This is a genomic window from Pseudoalteromonas shioyasakiensis (assembly GCA_013391845.1).
GTDB lineage: Bacteria > Pseudomonadota > Gammaproteobacteria > Enterobacterales > Alteromonadaceae > Pseudoalteromonas > Pseudoalteromonas apostichopi.
This window is the reverse complement of record CP058414.1, coordinates 1,930,858-1,949,945: the sequence shown is the minus strand read 5'-3', so window position 1 is coordinate 1,949,945 and position 19,088 is coordinate 1,930,858. Positions and strand designations below refer to the sequence as shown.

Sequence of the window (19,088 nt, the reverse complement as noted above, 5' to 3'; positions counted from 1 at the left end):
GCTGTTAACTTCGCCAGAAGTTAATTCATCAAATAATGATGAGAATACTAAAGTAGATACCAATTAATCTTTCGATTAATGGCATATTTTTACTTTTGAAAACTCTTTATAGATACAAGTATCTATAAGAATTTTAATATCAGCTTTCCAAATTTTTAAAGAGCATATTAATTAGTTAAACCAAGCGGTTTAGCTAACTAACAATCATCTGTGTGGACACTACGAACAAATAAGTTCTAAATCGTATAAGGAGGTGATCCAGCCCCAGGTTCCCCTAGGGCTACCTTGTTACGACTTCACCCCAGTCATGAATCACTCCGTGGTGAACGTCCTCCCGAAGGTTAGACTATCCACTTCTGGAGCAACCCACTCCCATGGTGTGACGGGCGGTGTGTACAAGGCCCGGGAACGTATTCACCGCATCATTCTGATATGCGATTACTAGCGATTCCGACTTCATGGAGTCGAGTTGCAGACTCCAATCCGGACTACGACGCACTTTAAGTGATTCGCTTACCCTCGCAGGTTCGCAGCACTCTGTATGCGCCATTGTAGCACGTGTGTAGCCCTACACGTAAGGGCCATGATGACTTGACGTCGTCCCCACCTTCCTCCGGTTTATCACCGGCAGTCTCCTTAGAGTTCCCGACCGAATCGCTGGCAACTAAGGATAGGGGTTGCGCTCGTTGCGGGACTTAACCCAACATCTCACAACACGAGCTGACGACAGCCATGCAGCACCTGTATCAGAGTTCCCGAAGGCACCAAACCATCTCTGGTAAGTTCTCTGTATGTCAAGTGTAGGTAAGGTTCTTCGCGTTGCATCGAATTAAACCACATGCTCCACCGCTTGTGCGGGCCCCCGTCAATTCATTTGAGTTTTAACCTTGCGGCCGTACTCCCCAGGCGGTCTACTTAATGCGTTAGCTTTGAAAAACAAGTCCGAAGACCCGAGCTTCTAGTAGACATCGTTTACGGCGTGGACTACCAGGGTATCTAATCCTGTTTGCTCCCCACGCTTTCGTACATGAGCGTCAGTGTTGACCCAGGTGGCTGCCTTCGCCATCGGTATTCCTTCAGATCTCTACGCATTTCACCGCTACACCTGAAATTCTACCACCCTCTATCACACTCTAGTTTGCCAGTTCGAAATGCAGTTCCCAGGTTGAGCCCGGGGCTTTCACATCTCGCTTAACAAACCGCCTGCGTACGCTTTACGCCCAGTAATTCCGATTAACGCTCGCACCCTCCGTATTACCGCGGCTGCTGGCACGGAGTTAGCCGGTGCTTCTTCTGTAAGTAACGTCACAGCTAAGTGCTATTAACACTTAACCTTTCCTCCTTACTGAAAGTGCTTTACAACCCGAAGGCCTTCTTCACACACGCGGCATGGCTGCATCAGGCTTGCGCCCATTGTGCAATATTCCCCACTGCTGCCTCCCGTAGGAGTCTGGGCCGTGTCTCAGTCCCAGTGTGGCTGATCATCCTCTCAAACCAGCTAGGGATCGTCGCCTTGGTGAGCCATTACCTCACCAACTAGCTAATCCCACTTGGGCTAATCTTATGGCGTGAGGCCCGAAGGTCCCCCACTTTGGTCCGTAGACATCATGCGGTATTAGCAGTCGTTTCCAACTGTTGTCCCCCACCATAAGGCATATTCCCAAGCATTACTCACCCGTCCGCCGCTCGACGCCAGAGGTGCAAGCACCTCTTCGTTTCCGCTCGACTTGCATGTGTTAGGCCTGCCGCCAGCGTTCAATCTGAGCCATGATCAAACTCTTCAATTAAAAGTTTTTTCTGTCCCGAAGGACATGCTCAATGAATTCTGAATTTTGATTCTTTCGAATCGAATTGACTGTGCTGAAACAAGTAAACTTGTTTCCGTTGGTCACTCAGTTCAATTGAGACTCTAAATTTGTTTGCGTCATCTAGCGAACTAGAATCGGCTGTTAGAACTCAATCTGTACGAGTGCCCACACAGATGATTGCTTTATATTGTTAAAGAACGTTGCGACGTTGTCGCTAGGGATGCGTATAATACATCCTTAATTTTTCGAGTCAACACTTAATTTTAAACTTTCTTTTTAGACCGTTTTAAACCGAAGTTTTACTTAACTCTCTGCCACGTTGTTCAGCGTCTTTCGTTGCTGCCCGCCGTGTCAGTGGGGTCGCATTATAGGGAGATGGATTTTTTACGCAAGCACTTTTTGCAGGTTTTTTTGCTTATTTTCAAATTAGCTAGATACCCACCAAATGCAACCAAGTTACTCACAAACAACTGTGGATAACTGACGTTTTTTAGCAGAATAACTAAACTCTCCTCACTTGTTATGGTAACTTGCGCCGCAGATTTTCCACTCGCTCACAAGGCAAGAAAAATGACAGACATTATAAATAGTATAAGTGGCCTCCTTTGGGGCCACATTCTGGTTTACCTCTTAATAGCTGCGGGGCTATTTTTTACACTTCGACTTGGTTTTATTCAATTCACGCAATTCCCGCATATGATCAAAGTTATGTTTCAGAGCCGACAAGGTTCTGGCGACGGCATTTCTTCATTCCAAGCATTTTGTACTTCATTAGCAGCTCGAGTGGGTACGGGTAATATGGCAGGTGTTGCCGTTGCACTTTATTTAGGTGGCGCAGGCGCAATTTTTTGGATGTGGCTTATTGCATTAATAGGTATGGCAACAAGTTTTGCAGAGAGTACCCTTGCCCAAGCATATAAAACGGTCGATGAAGAGGGCAACTTTCGTGGAGGTCCTGCTTATTATATGGAATATGGTTTGGGTAAACGTTGGATGGGAGTCATTTTCTCGCTTTGTCTTATTCTTGCTTTTGGTTTGGTATTTAATGCTGTTCAATCAAACTCTATAGCAGCTGCATTTAATGTCGCTTTTGGTATTCCAAACTATGTTGTTGGTATCGCCTTAGTATTAGGTTCTGGCATTATCATTTTCGGCGGCTTAAAAACCATTTCACGTTTTGCAGAAATGGTTGTGCCCTTTATGGCATTGGCGTATTTGTTAGTTGCACTTTATGTATGTGCCATGAACTACGATTTATTACCAAATGTATTTATGCATGTTATTAATAGTGCCTTTGGTATAGAGCAAGCAGGCGCTGGTGCTATTGGTTATGGTGTAATGCAGGCCATGATCCAGGGTATTAAACGTGGTTTGTTCTCTAATGAAGCCGGTATGGGTAGCGCTGCGAACGCTGCTGCAACGGCAACACCGAACCCACCGCATCCTGCCTCACAAGGTTATGTGCAAATGTTAGGTGTATTTGTAGATACAATAATTATCTGTACAGCAACTGCAGCCCTTATTTTATTATCACAACAGCTAATACCTGATTCAGGAGTAACAGGTATTGCGTTAACACAAGCTGCACTTGAAGAACATGTTGGTAGTTGGGGAGCAACGTTTGTTGCAATTGCCATTTTGTTTTTTGCATTTACATCTATTGTTGCTAATTATTCTTATGCCGAAACCAATTTATTGTTTTTAGAGCATAACCATGCATCGGGTATGTTGATCTTCCGATTACTAGTACTTGGTATGGTGATGTTTGGTGCTCTAGGCGAATTGCCACTAGTGTGGACCCTTGCAGATGTTTCAATGGGTTTAATGGCTATCGTTAACGTAATCGCTTTATTTATGTTATCGGGTGTCGTTATTTGGTTAGCGAAGGATTACAATACACAACGTAAAGAAGGTAAATTACCTACTTTTGATCCTTCGCAAAACAAAAAACTCGATCAAACCATTCCTAAAGGCGCGTGGCGCAAATAATCAAGTTTAATTAATGTTTAATGGGGAGCGTTTGTGCTCCCTTTTTTGTATCTACTAACTTTTCAAAAACAGACAATATGAATGTAATTTGCTGTTCGTTAAGCTTTGACTCGAGTTGCATGACAAGCTGCTCTTTGATTTGCGCTTTTAATGTTTGTCTTTGCTTGGCAGTTAATAATGGCTGCGATTGTTGATGATAAGCTTGCACGGCAGTGAGCGTATCCATCACCACGTCATTATCAAAGTCAATTAACGCTGTTTTAGCATTACTGATAGCCCGTTCAGATTTTTCAAAGACTGTGGATACTTGACCAACAAGCACGCTGACTTCATGAATTTTAAGTACATCGTTAATGTTCGACATAATAATAGCAACAGGAATAAGTACTAATGAGATTGCTAAACATAGCCCAAACACTGCACCAACCCAGAACTGATTTAAACCACCTTTAAATTGCTCCATTATCTTTCCTTGATCCCATTTATTTAATTCCGTTGTACCAGTTCAAAGTTTTATACTGCAAACTTTTTAACTAATTTGAAAAAGAATAAGGAAACTATAAAGCTATTTAGTGAAATAAAAAACAATTAGATTAATTTATAAACTGAAGTGTTAATGAAATAGATAGGAGGTATTGTATATAAATGGTGCCCGGGGCCGGACTTGAACCGGCACGTCCTTACGAACGAGGGATTTTAAATCCCTTGTGTCTACCAATTCCACCACCCGGGCATCGGGTCGCTCGTATGAGCATGTGGAGTATTATATGGAGGCGGAACCCGGAGTCGAACCGAGGTAGACGGATTTGCAATCCGCTGCATGGCCACTCTGCCATTCCGCCTTATCGCTTCCAAATAATTGGAGCGGCACACGAGGCTCGAACTCGTGACCTCAACCTTGGCAAGGTTGCGCTCTACCAACTGAGCTAGTGCCGCAAATTTATTTCTCTCAGTGATTTGTCCGTTGGTTCACAACCTTGAAGGTTGCGATGATAACGTTCTGGCAACTGAACTAGTGCCGAAAACTTGAGTCTTTATCCAATAAACTATTTAAGTTTAAATGGTGCCCGGGGCCGGACTTGAACCGGCACGTCCTTACGAACGAGGGATTTTAAATCCCTTGTGTCTACCAATTCCACCACCCGGGCATCGGGTTTGCTATTTAAAGCAAGTGGATAAAGTTAATATGGAGCGGCACACGAGGCTCGAACTCGTGACCTCAACCTTGGCAAGGTTGCGCTCTACCAACTGAGCTAGTGCCGCATCATATTAACTCTAAAAAAATATTTTTAAAACTACATTTGGTGTTGTAGTTAACCACAAATGGTGCCCGGGGCCGGACTTGAACCGGCACGTCCTTACGAACGAGGGATTTTAAATCCCTTGTGTCTACCAATTCCACCACCCGGGCATCGGGTTGCTCATAGAGCTGCGTGGAGTGTTGATGGAGGCGGAACCCGGAGTCGAACCGAGGTGGACGGATTTGCAATCCGCTGCATGGCCACTCTGCCATTCCGCCACATTAGATAATTGGAGCGGCACACGAGGCTCGAACTCGTGACCTCAACCTTGGCAAGGTTGCGCTCTACCAACTGAGCTAGTGCCGCTTTCTTTATCTTGGGGGCTATGCCCTCTCAACACGGACGCATTCTACAGAGATTATTAAACGCGTCAATATAAAAAATGCTAGTTTTGAACTGTTTGCTTATTTTTTATCTAAAATGGTGTGTAATTATACGTTTAGGATCAATTTTTGGTCAACTCAGACCATGCGGCAACTAAATACTGCAACATAGAGCTTAGCGTCAAGAATGTTGCAATGTATAAAAGACCATAGCTTAAGTAGATCATCCATGTATCAAACTGCCAAATCAAACCAATAATGGCTAGCATTTGTGCCGCAGTCTTAAACTTACCCATGTTTGATACAGCCACGTTATCACGCTTACCCTGCTCTGCCATCCATTCTCGTAATGCAGAGATTACAATTTCACGGCTAATAATAACTAATGCCGGTATCGTCATATATAAAGTTTGGTAATGACTTGATAAGGCAACTAATGCCGCACACACCATTACTTTATCAGCAACTGGATCTAAGAAAGCACCAAAAGGCGTTGATTGATTTAAACGACGCGCTAAATAACCGTCAAGGATATCTGTGATTGACGCAAGCCAGAAAACAAACGCAGCTGCGAAAAACGCCCATGAAAAAGGCAAATAAAATATCACCAAAAAAATGGGGATAAGAAAAAGTCTAAAGGTTGTGAGTGTGTTTGGAATATTCCACATAACTACTTGGAGATGTCTTTTTTTCTATATTCGCACGAAGGCTACGCCTTGTCATGCAAATGATTAAATATCTTTTCAGCCATTTCAGGGCTGATCCCAGGAACTTGTTTTAATTGGTCTATATTAGCAGCTTTTACCCCTTGCATGCCCCCTAAATATTTTAATAATGCTTGTCGGCGCTTTTGTCCAACACCGTTAATTTCTTCTAATAATGATTGAGTACGTTGTTTTTGACGTTTATTGCGATGTCCTGCAATGGCAAAACGGTGCGACTCATCACGAATATGCTGAATCAAATGCAGCGCTGGCGCATCTGAGTCAAGTGGAATTGTCTTGCGCCCACCATCAATTAATAAAGTCTCTAAACCTGGTTTTCGACTTGTGCCTTTCGCAACGCCCACCAGCAAAGGAATCTTATTATGTGGCCAGTTTTCAAAATATTGCTCAGCACGAGATAATTGTCCTTTACCACCATCGATAAATATGACATCTGGAATTTTTTCTTCATCAACTACTTTGTTGTAGCGCTTGTTAAGTGCAAACTCCATCGCTGCGTAATCATCGCCACCAGTTATACCCGTAACATTAAAGCGGCGATATTCTTTATTATTTGGACCTTGTGAATCAAACACCACACAACTTGCAATGGTGTTTTCACCCATTGTATGGCTGATATCAAAACATTCCATGCGATTAATATCATCAAGACGTAATGTTTCTTTTAGTTGTGCATAGCGTTTATTGATTGAGTCCTGCGTACTTTGTTTTACGCTGATGCTGTTAAGTGCATTTTTATTAGCGAGCTTTAAATACTGCGCCCGCTCTCCACGATTAGCAACTTTTAAACTGACTTTACGCTCAGAGATTGCCGTAAGCGCTTCACTTAAAGGCTCACTCTCTTCAATACTAAAGGGTAAGATAATTTCTTTGGCAATGCGCCCTGTTGCACCGGGTGCTAAATAATACTGACCTAAAAAAGAGGTTAGGATTTCTTCTTCACCAGAGTCTTTTGGCACTTTTGGAAAATAGGTTTTACTGCCTAGCACTTTGTGGTCGCGGATCATTAATAAGTGAACCGCATTTAATCCATTTAAGTGAGCAAAGCCCACTACGTCCATTTCAGCATGGTTACCTGAAATAGATTGTTGCTCCTGCATTTTCCTGAGCAACAAAATTTGGTCTCGTACTTTTGCAGCAAGCTCAAATTTAAGTTCTTTGCTAGCTTGTTCCATCTTTGCAATTAAATCGGCAATAACTTCATGGGACTTGCCTAATAAAAACTTACGAACAAAATCCACTTCTTGCTGATACTCACCATCGGAGATTTTATTTACACAAGGCGCTGAACAGCGTTTTAACTGATATTGTAAACATGGACGGCTTCTGGCTCTATAATAAGCATCTTCACATTGACGTACAGGGAAGATTTTTTGCATTAAACGCAAACTTTCAGATACTGCCCCCGCACTTGGGAATGGACCAAAATACTCGCCTTTTATTTTACGGCTACCACGATGAAAAGCTAGGCGTGGGTGTTTGTGAGCAGTTAACAGAATATACGGATATGACTTATCATCTCGCAACAAAATATTGTAACGAGGCTGATATTTTTTAATTAGGTTGTTTTCAAGTAATAAGGCTTCGGTTTCAGTGTTGGTCAGGGTGACTTCAATACTGCAAATATTGCTTACTAGTACACGCGTTTTACTATCAGTAACATTACTTCGAAAATAACTACTTACGCGCTTTTTTAAGTTTTTGGCCTTACCTACATAAATGACTTGCCCTTCACTATCAAGCATTCGGTACACACCGGGTTCACTTGATAGTGTTTTGAGAAAACGGGCTGGTTCGAAATCAGACATTGAGCAAATTAATGCGAGCTATCAATGTCGATCATTTTGTGGCGAATTGCTAAATGTGTAAGCTCAACATCACCACCTACATTTAGCTTTTCAAACATGCGATAGCGATAGCTATTCACTGTTTTTGAACTAAGATTCAAACGCTCTGCGATATCTTGCGCTTTCTCACCTTTGGTGATCATCAGCATAATTTGTAATTCTCGCTCAGACAAACTCTGGAATGGGTTTTCATCTGTACGGCCGCTGACCTGTGCAAGGGCAATTTGCTGTGCTATTTCAGGTGCAATATAGCGTTGCCCTGCATTTACAGCACGAATGGCGTTAACCATTTCATCAGAACCGGCACCTTTGGTTAGATAACCGTGAGCACCAATTTGCATTACTTTACTTGGGAATGGATCTTCACAATGTACAGTTAGCACAATAATTTTTACATCTGGGCAGTAGCGACAGATTTTCTTTGTCGCTTCTAAACCACCAATACCTGGCATATTCATGTCCATCAACACGATATCAGGCGAATGTTGACGGCAAAATTGCACCGCTTCTTCACCGGTTTTAGCTTCACCCACCACTTTAAAACCACGAACATCATCAAGTATACGTCTGATCCCTGTCCGTACAAGTTCATGGTCATCAACTAAAAGTACATTAATCAATGGAACACCCTCAAATAACCCAAATAGCTGCTTTCGCACAATTTAATGTGCCACATTAGCACAGAAAAAGTGAAACGATAAATCAAAATATCGTTCCACTCATTAATTTTAAGCTGATGCTTTCTCGCTGAAACGATCAACCCATAAAGCAATGATACCATCACCTGTTACATTACAGGCAGTACCAAAACTATCTTGTGCTAAATAAAGTGCAATCATTAATGCAACAGCGCCTTCATTAAAGCCAAGCATACTTGTTAAAAGACCCAATGCCGACATAACAGCACCACCTGGTGCACCAGGAGCTGCAATCATTACAACGCCTAGCATCATAATAAATGGCAACATACCAAACAATGATGGTACATCCATATTAGGTGATAAGAACATCACAGCCATCGCACACGTCACAATAGTAATTGTTGAACCTGACAAATGAATTGTTGCACATAAAGGTACCGTAAAGTTAGCAACATCTTCTTTTACGTTATTTGCTTTACTTGAGCGAAGTGAAACCGGAATAGTTGCTGCACTCGACATTGTACCTAAAGCAGTAAAATACGCGGGTAGCATGTTTTTTACAAGCTCTAATGGGTTTCGCTTTAGTAGCAGTCCTGTAGATACATATAAAACCGTTAGCCATAACCAATGCATAATTAATGCAGCCAGCAGAACAATACCAAAAGTTTGTAGTGTATCAACCACAGTACCAGCGACTGTCATTTCAGCAAATACACCAGCAATGTAAAAAGGTAAAGCTGGAATAATTACTTTTGCTAGTAAGCCATCAATAACATCACGGCCCTGATCAGACACTTTCTTTAAAGTATCAAGCTGTAACTGGCTCATTCCAATACCAAAAATGAATGCTGCAGCAAGAGCTGTCATTACACTCATTAGAGGTGGAATTTCTAAATCAATAAAGCTACCCACTTCTGTGGCGACTTCAGCTTCAAACGTTAAGCCCCCATCAAACAATGGGATCATAGCGCTGACAAGTAAAAACGCTAAGGTACCTGCAATAACGGTTGAACCATATGCAAAGCCAACCGTTTTTCCTAACAAGTGGCCTGACCCTTTTGGTAAGCCAGCAATACCTGATGCGATAAAAAATAAAATAATTAACGGAATGGTAAAGGTGATCAACTGACCTATTATTTCTTTTACTGTGTAAAGGAGTTCAACACCTGTTAGTGGCACATACAAGCCCACTAAAATACCGGCAACAATACCAGCAATTAATTTTAAAATTAAATTCATAACGATCACTTCAATTTTTAGGTGGTAATCTTTTACCACGTTTTAGTTTACTTTTGTTATAAAACAGCCAAATTAACGTTTAACTGCGCAATTTACCACCAGAGCTTGGCAGAATCTAATTTGAACGTAAATATATGCGGCCTGTCGCGTTGCATTTGTTAACAAAGTTGCAAATTAATAACATGCTCGCAGTTTTGAATACCCATATAGTGCTTATGTATAAATCAATGTTAAGTGCCGCTCTGTTGAGTGTGCCTTTTACTAGCTTGGCCATCAGCCAACCTATCACCCTTCCTTTTATTGCAGAACAGCCAACAATTGACGGTAAGCTTGATGAAGCAAGTTGGCAACGTGCAAAAAAAATTACAATAGATAACGTCACTTGGCCTTATGAGAACAGTAAGAGCCCTGTTACTACCTACGCTTATGTCTATGAAGATGGCGAAACGTTATTTATAGGTTTTGAAGCGAACGACCCTAACCCAGAACTAATTCGTGCTTTTTACCGTGACCGTGACGCAGCTTGGGATGATGACTTAGTCGGGCTAAAAATTGATTCATACAATAACTCTCAATTAGCGTATCAATTTTTTATTAACCCACTTGGCGTACAGCAAGATTCAATAGAAAACGAACTAACTAAACATGAGAGCTCATCATGGGACGGTATTTGGGATAGCGTCGGTGTTATCCATGATAAAGGCTACACAGTTGAAGTTGCTATTCCCTTACGCGTACTAAATTTTGACGACAGCGTCGCAAGCAAAACCATGGCAATGGAGTTTTTACGCTTTTTACCGCGCAGTGAACGGTTGCGTATCTCTAATATGCAGATTGACCACGGTAACAATTGTTGGATTTGCCAAATGCCAAGTTACCAAGGTTTTGAACAAGCCAAACAAGGCAATAACGTGGCGATTATCCCATCTGTGGTGCTTGGCAAAAATGAGACCCGCGATATTGATGGCGCTCGAGTTGATGATTGGGAGTCAGAGAACAATACTGAAGCCAGCCTAGATGTAAAATGGGGGATCACTCCTGATATTACCCTAAATGCGACCATCAACCCTGACTTTTCTCAGGTTGAAGCGGATGTCGCACAATTGAGTGTGAACAATAATTTCAGTTTGTTCTTCCCTGAAAAGCGCGCCTTCTTTTTAGATAACGCTGACTACTTTGCCTCAACTCTCAACCTTATTCATACCCGTAATATTGCCCAACCAGATTACGGAACAAAGATCACCGGCAGCAAAAATGGCCATACATTTGCCGGCTTCATTGCCAATGACACACAAACCAATGTGTTGATCCCTGGCAATTTAGGCTCATCTCTTGTTGCCCTTGACGAGAAAAGTGAAAATGGCGCTATGCGTTATCGATACGATTTTGAATCAGGGTTATCGCTCGGTTCAACTGCAACACACAGACAAAGTCATGATTATAAAAACACGGTTTACAGTATTGATAGTAAATACAAGCCAACAGTGAACGATGTTTTCTTAGTCCAAGTATTAAAGTCACAAACACAATACAGCCAAGATTTTATCGACGAGTTATGTGATGGTGATAACTGCTTACAGCCCGAGCAAGTAATTTGTGAATTAAATAGTGACTGCGACTATAACGAAGGCGTACTTCGTGTTTTAAGTAAAGAACAGCAATCAGGCACTGGCTACTACGTAAAGTATCAACACGACGAGAAGTACTGGCGTGCCTTTGCTGACTATAATTATCGCGATGCTGATTTAAGAGCTGACTTAGGCTTTATCTCACAAGTTGATTTTAAAAAGTTTACGACTGGCGGTGAATACCGCTGGTATGGCGATAAAGGCAATTGGTGGAATCGCGCTAACCTTTACGCCGATTGGGATATTACCCACAACGAAAATAATGAACTTCTCGAAAAAGAAGCACAAACTAGTTTTTCAGTCAGCGGCCCGTTGCAGAGCTTTTTTGAGCTCTCTGTTGAGCACCGTAACCGCACCGGCCTTCGCCACGATAAATCACGTTTAGATATTGATGGTAACACTGACTTGTTTAGCGAAAATGGCGTTGGTTTTTACAGTGACTTTAAACCAACCGCAGGGGTATTTGCCTCTTTATATATGTATACAGGTAATGCCGTTGACTTAGCTAATAATCGTGTTGGTGATAAGTTCCATATACGCCCTGTGCTGAATATGAACCTTGGTAAGCATTTTGAAGTGCGTTTACGCCATACTTATGAGCAGCTTGAAGCCGACGGCAGTGAAGTATTTACCGCCAACCTAAGTGATGTGCGTTTAACTTACCAATTTAATGTGAATAGCTTTTTACGCCTTGCAGTCATTTATACCGATTTAGAGCGCAATCAGGCTAATTACATTGATGATGTAGATAGCCAATATAAAAAGTTAGCCACTCAGCTGCTGTATTCTTACAAGCTGAACCCGCAAACGGTATTCTTTGCAGGTTATTCTGATAATGGCTATCAAGATGATGAGCTTTCATCAATTACTAAAGAGCAGCGTACGTTGTTTGCTAAATTTAGCTACGCTTGGTTGCTTTAATACCTTATTAGCGCATCTTTTGGTGCGCCCTCCCCTTTTTTTGTTTGCTTATTCCTAAACTATACCCAAGCCACCTCAAGATGCAGAATTCAGCGTTTCACAGGTGCTTAATATCAAGGCGTTACTTTGCAAGACAGTCCCTTTTAAGAAGTAACAACGATGAGAGTAAGTGCCTGTGAAGCGCCCAACGGGTTGGTTTAAAAGCGATTTATACTGCGTTATTGATTTTAGCAATAGAACCACTATTACTTGCAATCAATGCCTTGCCTAAATCGCTTTTAATTCCAACTGAAACTCGCACCTTGAGATGGTTTGGGTATATAAGCCTATTCGCTATATGTTATAGCCAAACTTTACTTTCGTTTTTTATTCACCACAGTAAAGTGTGACTATTACAGATCGCTAGCCTAAGCTGTTCGATCACGATTGAATAAATTGCTTCCAAGGGAACACTATGTCTAACATTTTTGAAGATAATTCATTAACGATTGGTAATACTCCAATCGTAAAGCTTAACCGCGTAACCTCAGGTAATGTTTTTGCTAAAGTAGAATCACGTAACCCAAGTTTCAGTGTTAAATGCCGTATAGGCGCTTCAATGATCTGGGAAGCAGAAAAGTCAGGTGTATTAACCAAAGACAAAGAGTTAATCGAGCCTACTTCGGGAAATACCGGTATTGCACTTGCGTTTGTTGCTGCTTCTCGTGGTTATAAGTTAACACTGACTATGCCTAACACTATGAGCCTAGAACGTCGTAAATTGTTAAAAGCGTTAGGTGCTAACCTAGTTCTAACTGATGGCGCTAAAGGTATGAATGGCGCAATTGAGAAAGCAAAAGAAATTCAAGCAAGTGACCCTGAAAAATACATTCTTCTACAACAATTCGAAAACCCTGCAAACCCGAAAATTCACTTTGAAACCACGGGCCCTGAAATCTATGAAGCAATGGATGGTAAAATCGATATCTTCGTAGCAGGTGTTGGTACGGGTGGTACTATTACGGGTGTTAGCCGCTACCTTAAACTTGAAAAAGGTTTAAATGTTCAGTCAGTTGCTGTTGAACCAACTAACTCACCAGTGATCAGCCAAACCTTAGCTGGTGAAGAAGTAAAACCGGGTCCTCATAAAATTCAAGGTATCGGTGCAGGTTTCATCCCTGGTAACCTTGATTTAGAAGTTGTTGATGCCGCTGAGCAAGTATCAAATGAAGATGCAATTGCAATGGCGCATGAACTGATGAAAAATGAAGGCATTTTAGTAGGTATTTCTTCTGGTGCTGCAGTTGTTGCTGCAAAACGCCTTGCTGAAAAGCCTGAAAACGCAGATAAAAATATTGTGGTAATTTTACCAAGCGCAACTGAGCGTTACTTATCTAGTCCATTATTCGCTGAAGAGTTCAGCGATAAAGAGCTTGTTCAGTAAGAACGACTAAGTTGTCTAAAAAGGATGCAAAGATGCATCCTTTTTTATTACCTAAAATAGATAAAACCAATAAATTTACCGAGTTAACTTTACATCATGCTAATTTAGTCACACACTTAATATTAAGTTCACTCGTAAAACAACAAAAATGAAAAATATACTCTTAATTTTTATCCTGTTAAGTAGCAGCGTCCTTTTCGGTTGCGGCTCCGAAGACGCTCCAAAAGGCGAACAAAATACGCCAGGTAATGTGGCTACTCTCTATTTTGATGCCTTATATAACCAAAACGATTTGAATCTTGCCATGGAATACTCCACTCCAAAAATGGCGCGTATTATGAAATCTTATGGTACTGCTGGGCAGTTCGCTCGTAACCTTGTCAATATGCAATACGATGAAGTCGTAATTGAAGTCGATATGACCAATATGAGTTTACGCGAGCAATATGGCGATAAAGCCAATATCAATTTAATTTTTACTGGTTATTTTAATGGTAAGAAAGTTGATGATATGCGCAGTGTGAAAATGATACGTAAGAAAGGAAAATGGTACATAGAAAAAATTAATGCCGATCCATTTGCACGTTAATTTAAAACTAAAAAAGGGCCTGATGGCCCTTTTTTAGTATAAGAGTATTGATATTACTCTTCGTCAAACTCTTGATGTTGACGCTGTGCAGGACGCGCTAAGATCTCAACGTAAAACGATGTAAGCCCTTTAGCTTCGATATCGCTAATACACTTATTAATCTCTGCCACGTGAACGACATTGGCCTCATCCGCTGACTCACCAAACTTACAGTCAAATGCCCAATAGTCAGCACCTGCTGGGAGTGTTTTATTACGCTCACGTTTTAAGTATTTTTTTACTTCGTGCTTGGCTGCATCAACCATACGAGGATATTTAATTTTCTCGTGGTTTAGCGTGAATGTTTTCTTCATTATAGTCCTAGTAACTTGGTTCAATGACAATGGCATTAAGCCATAGGCTGCTATTATAACAAGCACATCTTAATTTAGCTGTACTTTTTGCCATTTTACTTAAATATAGTTTATTCAGAGTCTATGACAATTCGATTAAGCCGCTAATACTTAGGCTGTTGCTAAATGTAGAGGTTGATGTATAGCTTCATCATTTAGGCTGTCATAAAAGGCAGCTGCATCTATTTGTGGCCGCTCAACTGGTTTATTCTTTTCGTAAAAACGTTTTCTAACTGCAGGTTCACAGTTATCAATCACTTCAAGTGGCACATGCTGCCTAGCATCACGTATATTCAGTGGTTCAGGATTTAAGCAATTACGCAACCTGATATCTGATAAACCACCTTGCAATAGCCTGTAAGCATTTTCTTGACCAATCAGCATGTCAAACTGCTCAGGTGCCAATGGTTGTGCTGGCCCTGCTCCTAATTCAGTTCGCAGAACAGATTCAGACACATCAGGGTTGGTTAATTCAGTTTTTGGTAGGTGAAACTGACTAAAATCGAGCACATCATGAGAAAGCATTGCTAGTAATAAAGCAAACTCCCCAGGGCGTTTCTCTTGAACACTTTTATTTAGACGATTATCGAGTTGACTCTCTGTGAGCAACAAACCATCAATTTGCATAGTCTTTAGCCAAATAGTTTCTTGATTAACCAGTTATCGGCATTTATGTAATTTTCTTTAGTTTTTTTCTTTACTTAAATAACCAGTTTGCTATTATCAGCGCCGTTGCATTGGAGGGGTTCCCGAGCGGCCAAAGGGATCAGACTGTAAATCTGACGGCTCAGCCTTCGCTGGTTCGAATCCAGCTCCCTCCACCACTTTTCTTATTTGAAAAGTGGGGCCAAATGCAATAGTAAAATCTGTGTGGAGGGGTTCCCGAGCGGCCAAAGGGATCAGACTGTAAATCTGACGGCTCAGCCTTCGCTGGTTCGAATCCAGCTCCCTCCACCACTCTTTACTCTTTCTAACTTTACTCTTTCTAACTTTACTCTTTCTAACTTTACTCTTTCTAACTTTACTCTTTCTAACTTTACTCTTTCTAACTTTACTCTTTCTAACTTTACTCTTTCTAACTTTACTCTTTCTAACTTTACTCTTTCTAACTTTACTCTTTCTAACTTTACTCTCGCTAACTTTACTCTTTCTAACTTTACTCTTTCTAACTTTACTCTTTCTAACTTTACTCTCGCTAACTTTACTCTCGCTAACTTTACTCTCGCTAACTTTACTCTCGCTAACTTTACTCTCGCTAACTTTACTCTCGCTAACTTTACTCTCGCTAACTTTACTCTCGCTAACTTAAGCTACCAACTCAAACTACTACCATTTGCTTTTAGCCAACTTTCTGCTTTTTTATAGTCAGGATAAAAATGGCACACTCGCTGCCAGAACTTAGCGCTATGATTCATATGTCTGAGGTGCGCAAGTTCGTGAATAATGACATAATCAATCACCCATGTCGGCGCGCTTGCTAAATGTAAATTAAATGAAAGCTCTCGGCGCTTATTACAACTGCCCCAACGACGTTTATAATGTTGAATCTTTAACTTTGCAGGTAAAGCTTCAGTCATTTGCAAACAGTAGTCATGAACACGCATTTCAATATAGCTCTCAAGCTTTTCATGTAAAAACCGTTCTAGCAGAGCTAAGTAGTTAGCTTCTTGATATTTGACCCGTGATGAAATAGATAAAGTGAGCCGAGATTGTGCATCTTGTTGCCAAGTGCTTTTAGGGCCTTTAGCAAAAATTATCGGCACACTCTGACCGAATAACTTAATAGTCGCGTTTACAAGAGGAAGTTGACGTCGTTCAGCTTGTGAGGATTGTCTTGCGATTTGTTCTGCGACCCAATCCTGTTTTGTCTTTAGCCAACCATCTATCTCAGTTTGTGAGACATAAAAAGGCGCATAAACAGTGAGTTTCTGCTCAGCAACTTTAATTGCAACTGTTGTTCTGCGTTTACTGCGCTTTAAGGTGTAATCTAACAAATATAAGCCAATTCAATTAATAAAAATGAGAGATTCCATTTTACCCTGCTAAATAGCTGCTAATCTATAAAGATGACTAACAAATAAGTTTTCGTCCTTATGCCTGATAAACCATGTTGTAGTTATACCTCACCAACAGGTAACAAGTGCCAAGAAACAGATATGGGCTCTGGATTTTGCTTTTGGCATGATAGTAAATTTGATAAATCAGGGCTAGACCTCACCCAAAAATTAGAGCGCTATGCAAAAAAAGGGGGATTATTAGAAGGCCTGCAACTGAAAAGAGCGAACCTTTCAGGACTAAACTTAATCAAACAGGATGACGAAGAAGGCTATGATCTCTCTTATTGTAATTTTTACCGCGCGAATTTAACGGGCGCTCACTTATTTAATAACAAAATCTCCAACGCCTCATTGATGAAAGCCAATTTACATAGCGCTAGTTTGCATTACTGTGATTTAAAAAATACCAACCTACTGGGTATTAAACTCAATGACAGCCGTATTGATAATATCGAACTGGGCGATCAATTATTACAAGAAGCGGCTGCATTTAAAGCTCGTAAAAATAAACAATTCGCAGAAGCCCGAGACTTATTTGAACAATCAGAAGAAATATACCGAAACTTAAGGAAAGCCTCAGAACATCAAGGGCTATTTGAGCTAGCCGGTAACTTTACATACAAAGAATTACGGATGCGTCATGCGCAGTACCCTAGAGGTTCAACCAAGCAAATTACTTCAAGTTTTATTGACATGCTGTGCGGTTATGGAGAAAAACCCGAGAATGTTATTCGCTTTAGCTTGTCACTAATTATTTGCTGTGCCTTTTGTTATTTCTTATTTGGGGTAAGTTATCAAGATTCAGTGATGCAACTAAGCGTTGAAAACTCATTTACAAGCAATTTATCGGCATTATTAAATAGTTTTTATTTCAGTGTGGTAACTTTTACAACCCTTGGCTATGGGGATATTACTCCGATTGGCTTTTCAAGGTTGATTGCAGCAATAGAAGCATTCTGTGGCAGCTTCTCGCTTGCTTTGTTCGTTGTTGTCTTTGTAAAGCGAATGACCCGCTAGCGCATAATATATGAGCCTATATGCTCCTTCGCTTGATACATTTTCTTATCAGCACGATTAATTAACTCCTCAGCATCTACTGTGCTATCAAGTGGTGCTGCTATAAGGCCAAAACTTAAATGAAGCTCAGGGTACTGTTGTTCGAATGCAGCTATTAGTTTTTCACAAATATTAACACCACTGTCTATCTCGCAATCAGGCAAAATGACACAAAACTCATCTCCCCCGTAGCGACAAGGAATATCAATCTCGCGTATATTTTCAAGTAAATATTGGCCTATATATTTAAGCACTTCATCGCCTTTTAAATGCCCTTGCGTATCATTTACTGACTTAAAGTCATCCAGATCAAAATACACAATGGTTAATGGTGATTTGTGCCGTCTTGCTCTGGCAAGATCCCGTTGTAATAACTCTTGCATGACACGGCGATTATATAGGTTGGTGAGTGGGTCAAGCTTCGCTAGCTTCTCAAGCTCTTGAGTACGCTGCGCAACTTTTTCTTCGAGGCCTTTTGCGTAAACTTCGGTGCGACGTTTCGCATTTTCAATTTCGCCCACCAAACTATCAATATAAGTGTCAAAGACCAAGGTGGTATCAAAGTAAATTAGCTTATCTATGATGTTTAGCGTTTGATTCAATTCAGCTTGATCGCTTATTGTCGCCCTAAGCACATTAAAAATGAGTTCTTTTAAAGTACACACTGCCGATAAATAGAGTTTTGGTTCAACCCCAATACGCTTATGTACCATGCCAATACGTAAGCGGTTATTAACATATTCATGTTCGTAACGACCACAAAATAGATCAATAATATATTGGCGTTGCGCATCTCTTAGTCGCGTTAAAGTATCCGCATCACCAATTAATAAAGAAATTTCATCAACTTCGGTTTGCTTTTTATAAAATTCATTCACTACATTTTCGATGGCTGATTCGATAATAGGTTTGTAGTTCAAAAGAGATGAGAGACTGTTTGAACTCAGCCCCAATAAGCTCATCCTATGCTGAATTTCGACATCATTAATTTGCATTTGCTCAACTAAAGTCTGCTCAGTTCTTCTCATCTACTCACCTCGGACTACTCCTTTTTAATTAAATATAGTCAAGGTTTTCAATACTACGTACTTAAGTGATAGGTTTTTCTCTAATTTAACAATAATTTGTATTAAACTAGCTTTATAAGCC

General features: G+C 40.8%; 14 protein-coding genes, 10 tRNA genes, 1 rRNA gene and 2 pseudogenes. 8 read left to right on the top strand and 19 right to left on the bottom strand.

Going from position 1 to position 19,088, the window contains the following annotated elements; all coding sequences use genetic code 11:
* Positions 1–246: 246 nt before the first annotated feature.
* Positions 247–1,788, bottom strand: a 16S ribosomal RNA gene (locus HYD28_08890).
* A 590-nt stretch (positions 1,789–2,378) separates the two neighbouring features.
* Between HYD28_08890 and HYD28_08885 the strand changes: the two genes are divergently transcribed.
* Complete coding sequence (locus tag HYD28_08885) at positions 2,379–3,797, top strand: alanine:cation symporter family protein (protein QLE09059.1); 1,419 nt, start codon at positions 2,379–2,381, stop codon at positions 3,795–3,797.
* A gap of 10 nt (positions 3,798–3,807) precedes the next feature.
* Here HYD28_08885 and HYD28_08880 read toward each other — a convergent pair whose 3' ends face one another.
* The 13 genes from HYD28_08880 to HYD28_08820 form a co-directional block, all read right to left on the bottom strand.
* Positions 3,808–4,260, bottom strand: a complete 453-nt coding sequence (locus HYD28_08880; protein QLE09058.1) for a hypothetical protein — start codon at positions 4,258–4,260, stop codon at positions 3,808–3,810.
* A 183-nt stretch (positions 4,261–4,443) separates the two neighbouring features.
* A tRNA-Leu gene (locus HYD28_08875) sits at positions 4,444–4,530 on the bottom strand.
* Between the two features lie 35 nt (positions 4,531–4,565).
* Positions 4,566–4,639, bottom strand: a tRNA-Cys gene (locus HYD28_08870).
* An 18-nt stretch (positions 4,640–4,657) separates the two neighbouring features.
* A tRNA-Gly gene (locus tag HYD28_08865) sits at positions 4,658–4,733 on the bottom strand.
* A gap of 125 nt (positions 4,734–4,858) precedes the next feature.
* A tRNA-Leu gene (locus HYD28_08860) sits at positions 4,859–4,945 on the bottom strand.
* 39 nt (positions 4,946–4,984) lie between these two features.
* Positions 4,985–5,060, bottom strand: a tRNA-Gly gene (locus HYD28_08855).
* A gap of 61 nt (positions 5,061–5,121) precedes the next feature.
* Positions 5,122–5,208 (bottom strand) — tRNA-Leu (locus HYD28_08850).
* Positions 5,209–5,242: 34 nt separating this feature from the next.
* A tRNA-Cys gene (locus tag HYD28_08845) sits at positions 5,243–5,316 on the bottom strand.
* 12 nt (positions 5,317–5,328) lie between these two features.
* Positions 5,329–5,404: transfer RNA gene (locus HYD28_08840), tRNA-Gly, on the bottom strand.
* A 139-nt stretch (positions 5,405–5,543) separates the two neighbouring features.
* Entirely contained in the window at positions 5,544–6,089 is a 546-nt protein-coding gene (pgsA, locus tag HYD28_08835; GenBank protein ID QLE09057.1) for a CDP-diacylglycerol--glycerol-3-phosphate 3-phosphatidyltransferase, read from the bottom strand.
* A 41-nt stretch (positions 6,090–6,130) separates the two neighbouring features.
* Complete coding sequence (gene uvrC / locus HYD28_08830) at positions 6,131–7,954, bottom strand: excinuclease ABC subunit UvrC (protein ID QLE09056.1); 1,824 nt, start codon at positions 7,952–7,954, stop codon at positions 6,131–6,133.
* 8 nt (positions 7,955–7,962) lie between these two features.
* Positions 7,963–8,613 carry a UvrY/SirA/GacA family response regulator transcription factor gene (gene uvrY, locus HYD28_08825; GenBank protein ID QLE09055.1) on the bottom strand — a complete coding sequence of 217 codons (651 nt, stop codon included), beginning with the start codon at positions 8,611–8,613 and terminating at the stop codon, positions 7,963–7,965.
* 108 nt (positions 8,614–8,721) lie between these two features.
* Positions 8,722–9,873: a dicarboxylate/amino acid:cation symporter gene (locus tag HYD28_08820; GenBank protein QLE09054.1), complete on the bottom strand. Its 1,152-nt coding sequence runs from the start codon at positions 9,871–9,873 to the stop codon at positions 8,722–8,724.
* Between the two features lie 227 nt (positions 9,874–10,100).
* Between HYD28_08820 and HYD28_08815 the strand changes: the two genes are divergently transcribed.
* From HYD28_08815 to HYD28_08805, 3 genes are all read left to right on the top strand, one after another.
* Positions 10,101–12,422, top strand: coding sequence for a carbohydrate binding family 9 domain-containing protein (locus HYD28_08815; protein QLE10520.1), 2,322 nt, complete (start codon positions 10,101–10,103; stop codon positions 12,420–12,422).
* A 454-nt stretch (positions 12,423–12,876) separates the two neighbouring features.
* On the top strand, positions 12,877–13,845 hold the full coding sequence (cysK, locus tag HYD28_08810) for a cysteine synthase A (GenBank protein QLE09053.1): 969 nt from the start codon (positions 12,877–12,879) through the stop codon (positions 13,843–13,845).
* A gap of 148 nt (positions 13,846–13,993) precedes the next feature.
* On the top strand, positions 13,994–14,434 hold the full coding sequence (locus tag HYD28_08805; protein ID QLE09052.1) for a hypothetical protein: 441 nt from the start codon (positions 13,994–13,996) through the stop codon (positions 14,432–14,434).
* A 53-nt stretch (positions 14,435–14,487) separates the two neighbouring features.
* Here the strand turns inward: HYD28_08805 and HYD28_08800 are convergent, their stop codons facing one another.
* On the bottom strand, positions 14,488–14,787 hold the full coding sequence (locus HYD28_08800) for a hypothetical protein (protein QLE09051.1): 300 nt from the start codon (positions 14,785–14,787) through the stop codon (positions 14,488–14,490).
* A gap of 150 nt (positions 14,788–14,937) precedes the next feature.
* Positions 14,938–15,453, bottom strand: a complete 516-nt coding sequence (locus HYD28_08795) for a queD like 2 (protein QLE09050.1) — start codon at positions 15,451–15,453, stop codon at positions 14,938–14,940.
* 112 nt (positions 15,454–15,565) lie between these two features.
* Here HYD28_08795 and HYD28_08790 point away from each other — a divergent pair.
* Positions 15,566–15,650 (top strand) — tRNA-Tyr (locus tag HYD28_08790).
* 48 nt (positions 15,651–15,698) lie between these two features.
* Positions 15,699–15,783: transfer RNA gene (locus tag HYD28_08785), tRNA-Tyr, on the top strand.
* Here HYD28_08785 and HYD28_08780 read toward each other — a convergent pair.
* Positions 15,747–16,025 (bottom strand): annotated as a pseudogene (locus HYD28_08780) (pentapeptide repeat-containing protein). The gene HYD28_08785 and the pseudogene HYD28_08780 sit on opposite strands and share 37 nt — an antisense overlap.
* On the opposite strand from HYD28_08780, the pseudogene HYD28_08775 reads away from it, so the two are divergent.
* Positions 16,021–16,191 (top strand): annotated as a pseudogene (locus tag HYD28_08775) (pentapeptide repeat-containing protein). The pseudogenes HYD28_08780 and HYD28_08775 sit on opposite strands and share 5 nt — an antisense overlap.
* On the opposite strand, the gene HYD28_08770 reads toward HYD28_08775, so the two are convergent.
* The gene (locus tag HYD28_08770; GenBank protein QLE09049.1) at positions 16,137–16,820 is read right to left on the bottom strand and encodes a M48 family metallopeptidase; all 684 of its coding nucleotides are present in this window, start codon (positions 16,818–16,820) and stop codon (positions 16,137–16,139) included. The pseudogene HYD28_08775 and the gene HYD28_08770 sit on opposite strands and share 55 nt — an antisense overlap.
* Positions 16,821–16,919: 99 nt before the next feature.
* Between HYD28_08770 and HYD28_08765 the strand changes: the two genes are divergently transcribed.
* On the top strand, positions 16,920–17,900 hold the full coding sequence (locus HYD28_08765; GenBank protein ID QLE09048.1) for a pentapeptide repeat-containing protein: 981 nt from the start codon (positions 16,920–16,922) through the stop codon (positions 17,898–17,900).
* On the opposite strand, the gene HYD28_08760 is transcribed toward HYD28_08765, so the two are convergent.
* Positions 17,897–18,967: a GGDEF domain-containing protein gene (locus HYD28_08760; protein QLE09047.1), complete on the bottom strand. Its 1,071-nt coding sequence runs from the start codon at positions 18,965–18,967 to the stop codon at positions 17,897–17,899. The two genes, HYD28_08765 and HYD28_08760, sit on opposite strands and share 4 nt — an antisense overlap.
* Positions 18,968–19,088 lie beyond the last annotated feature (121 nt).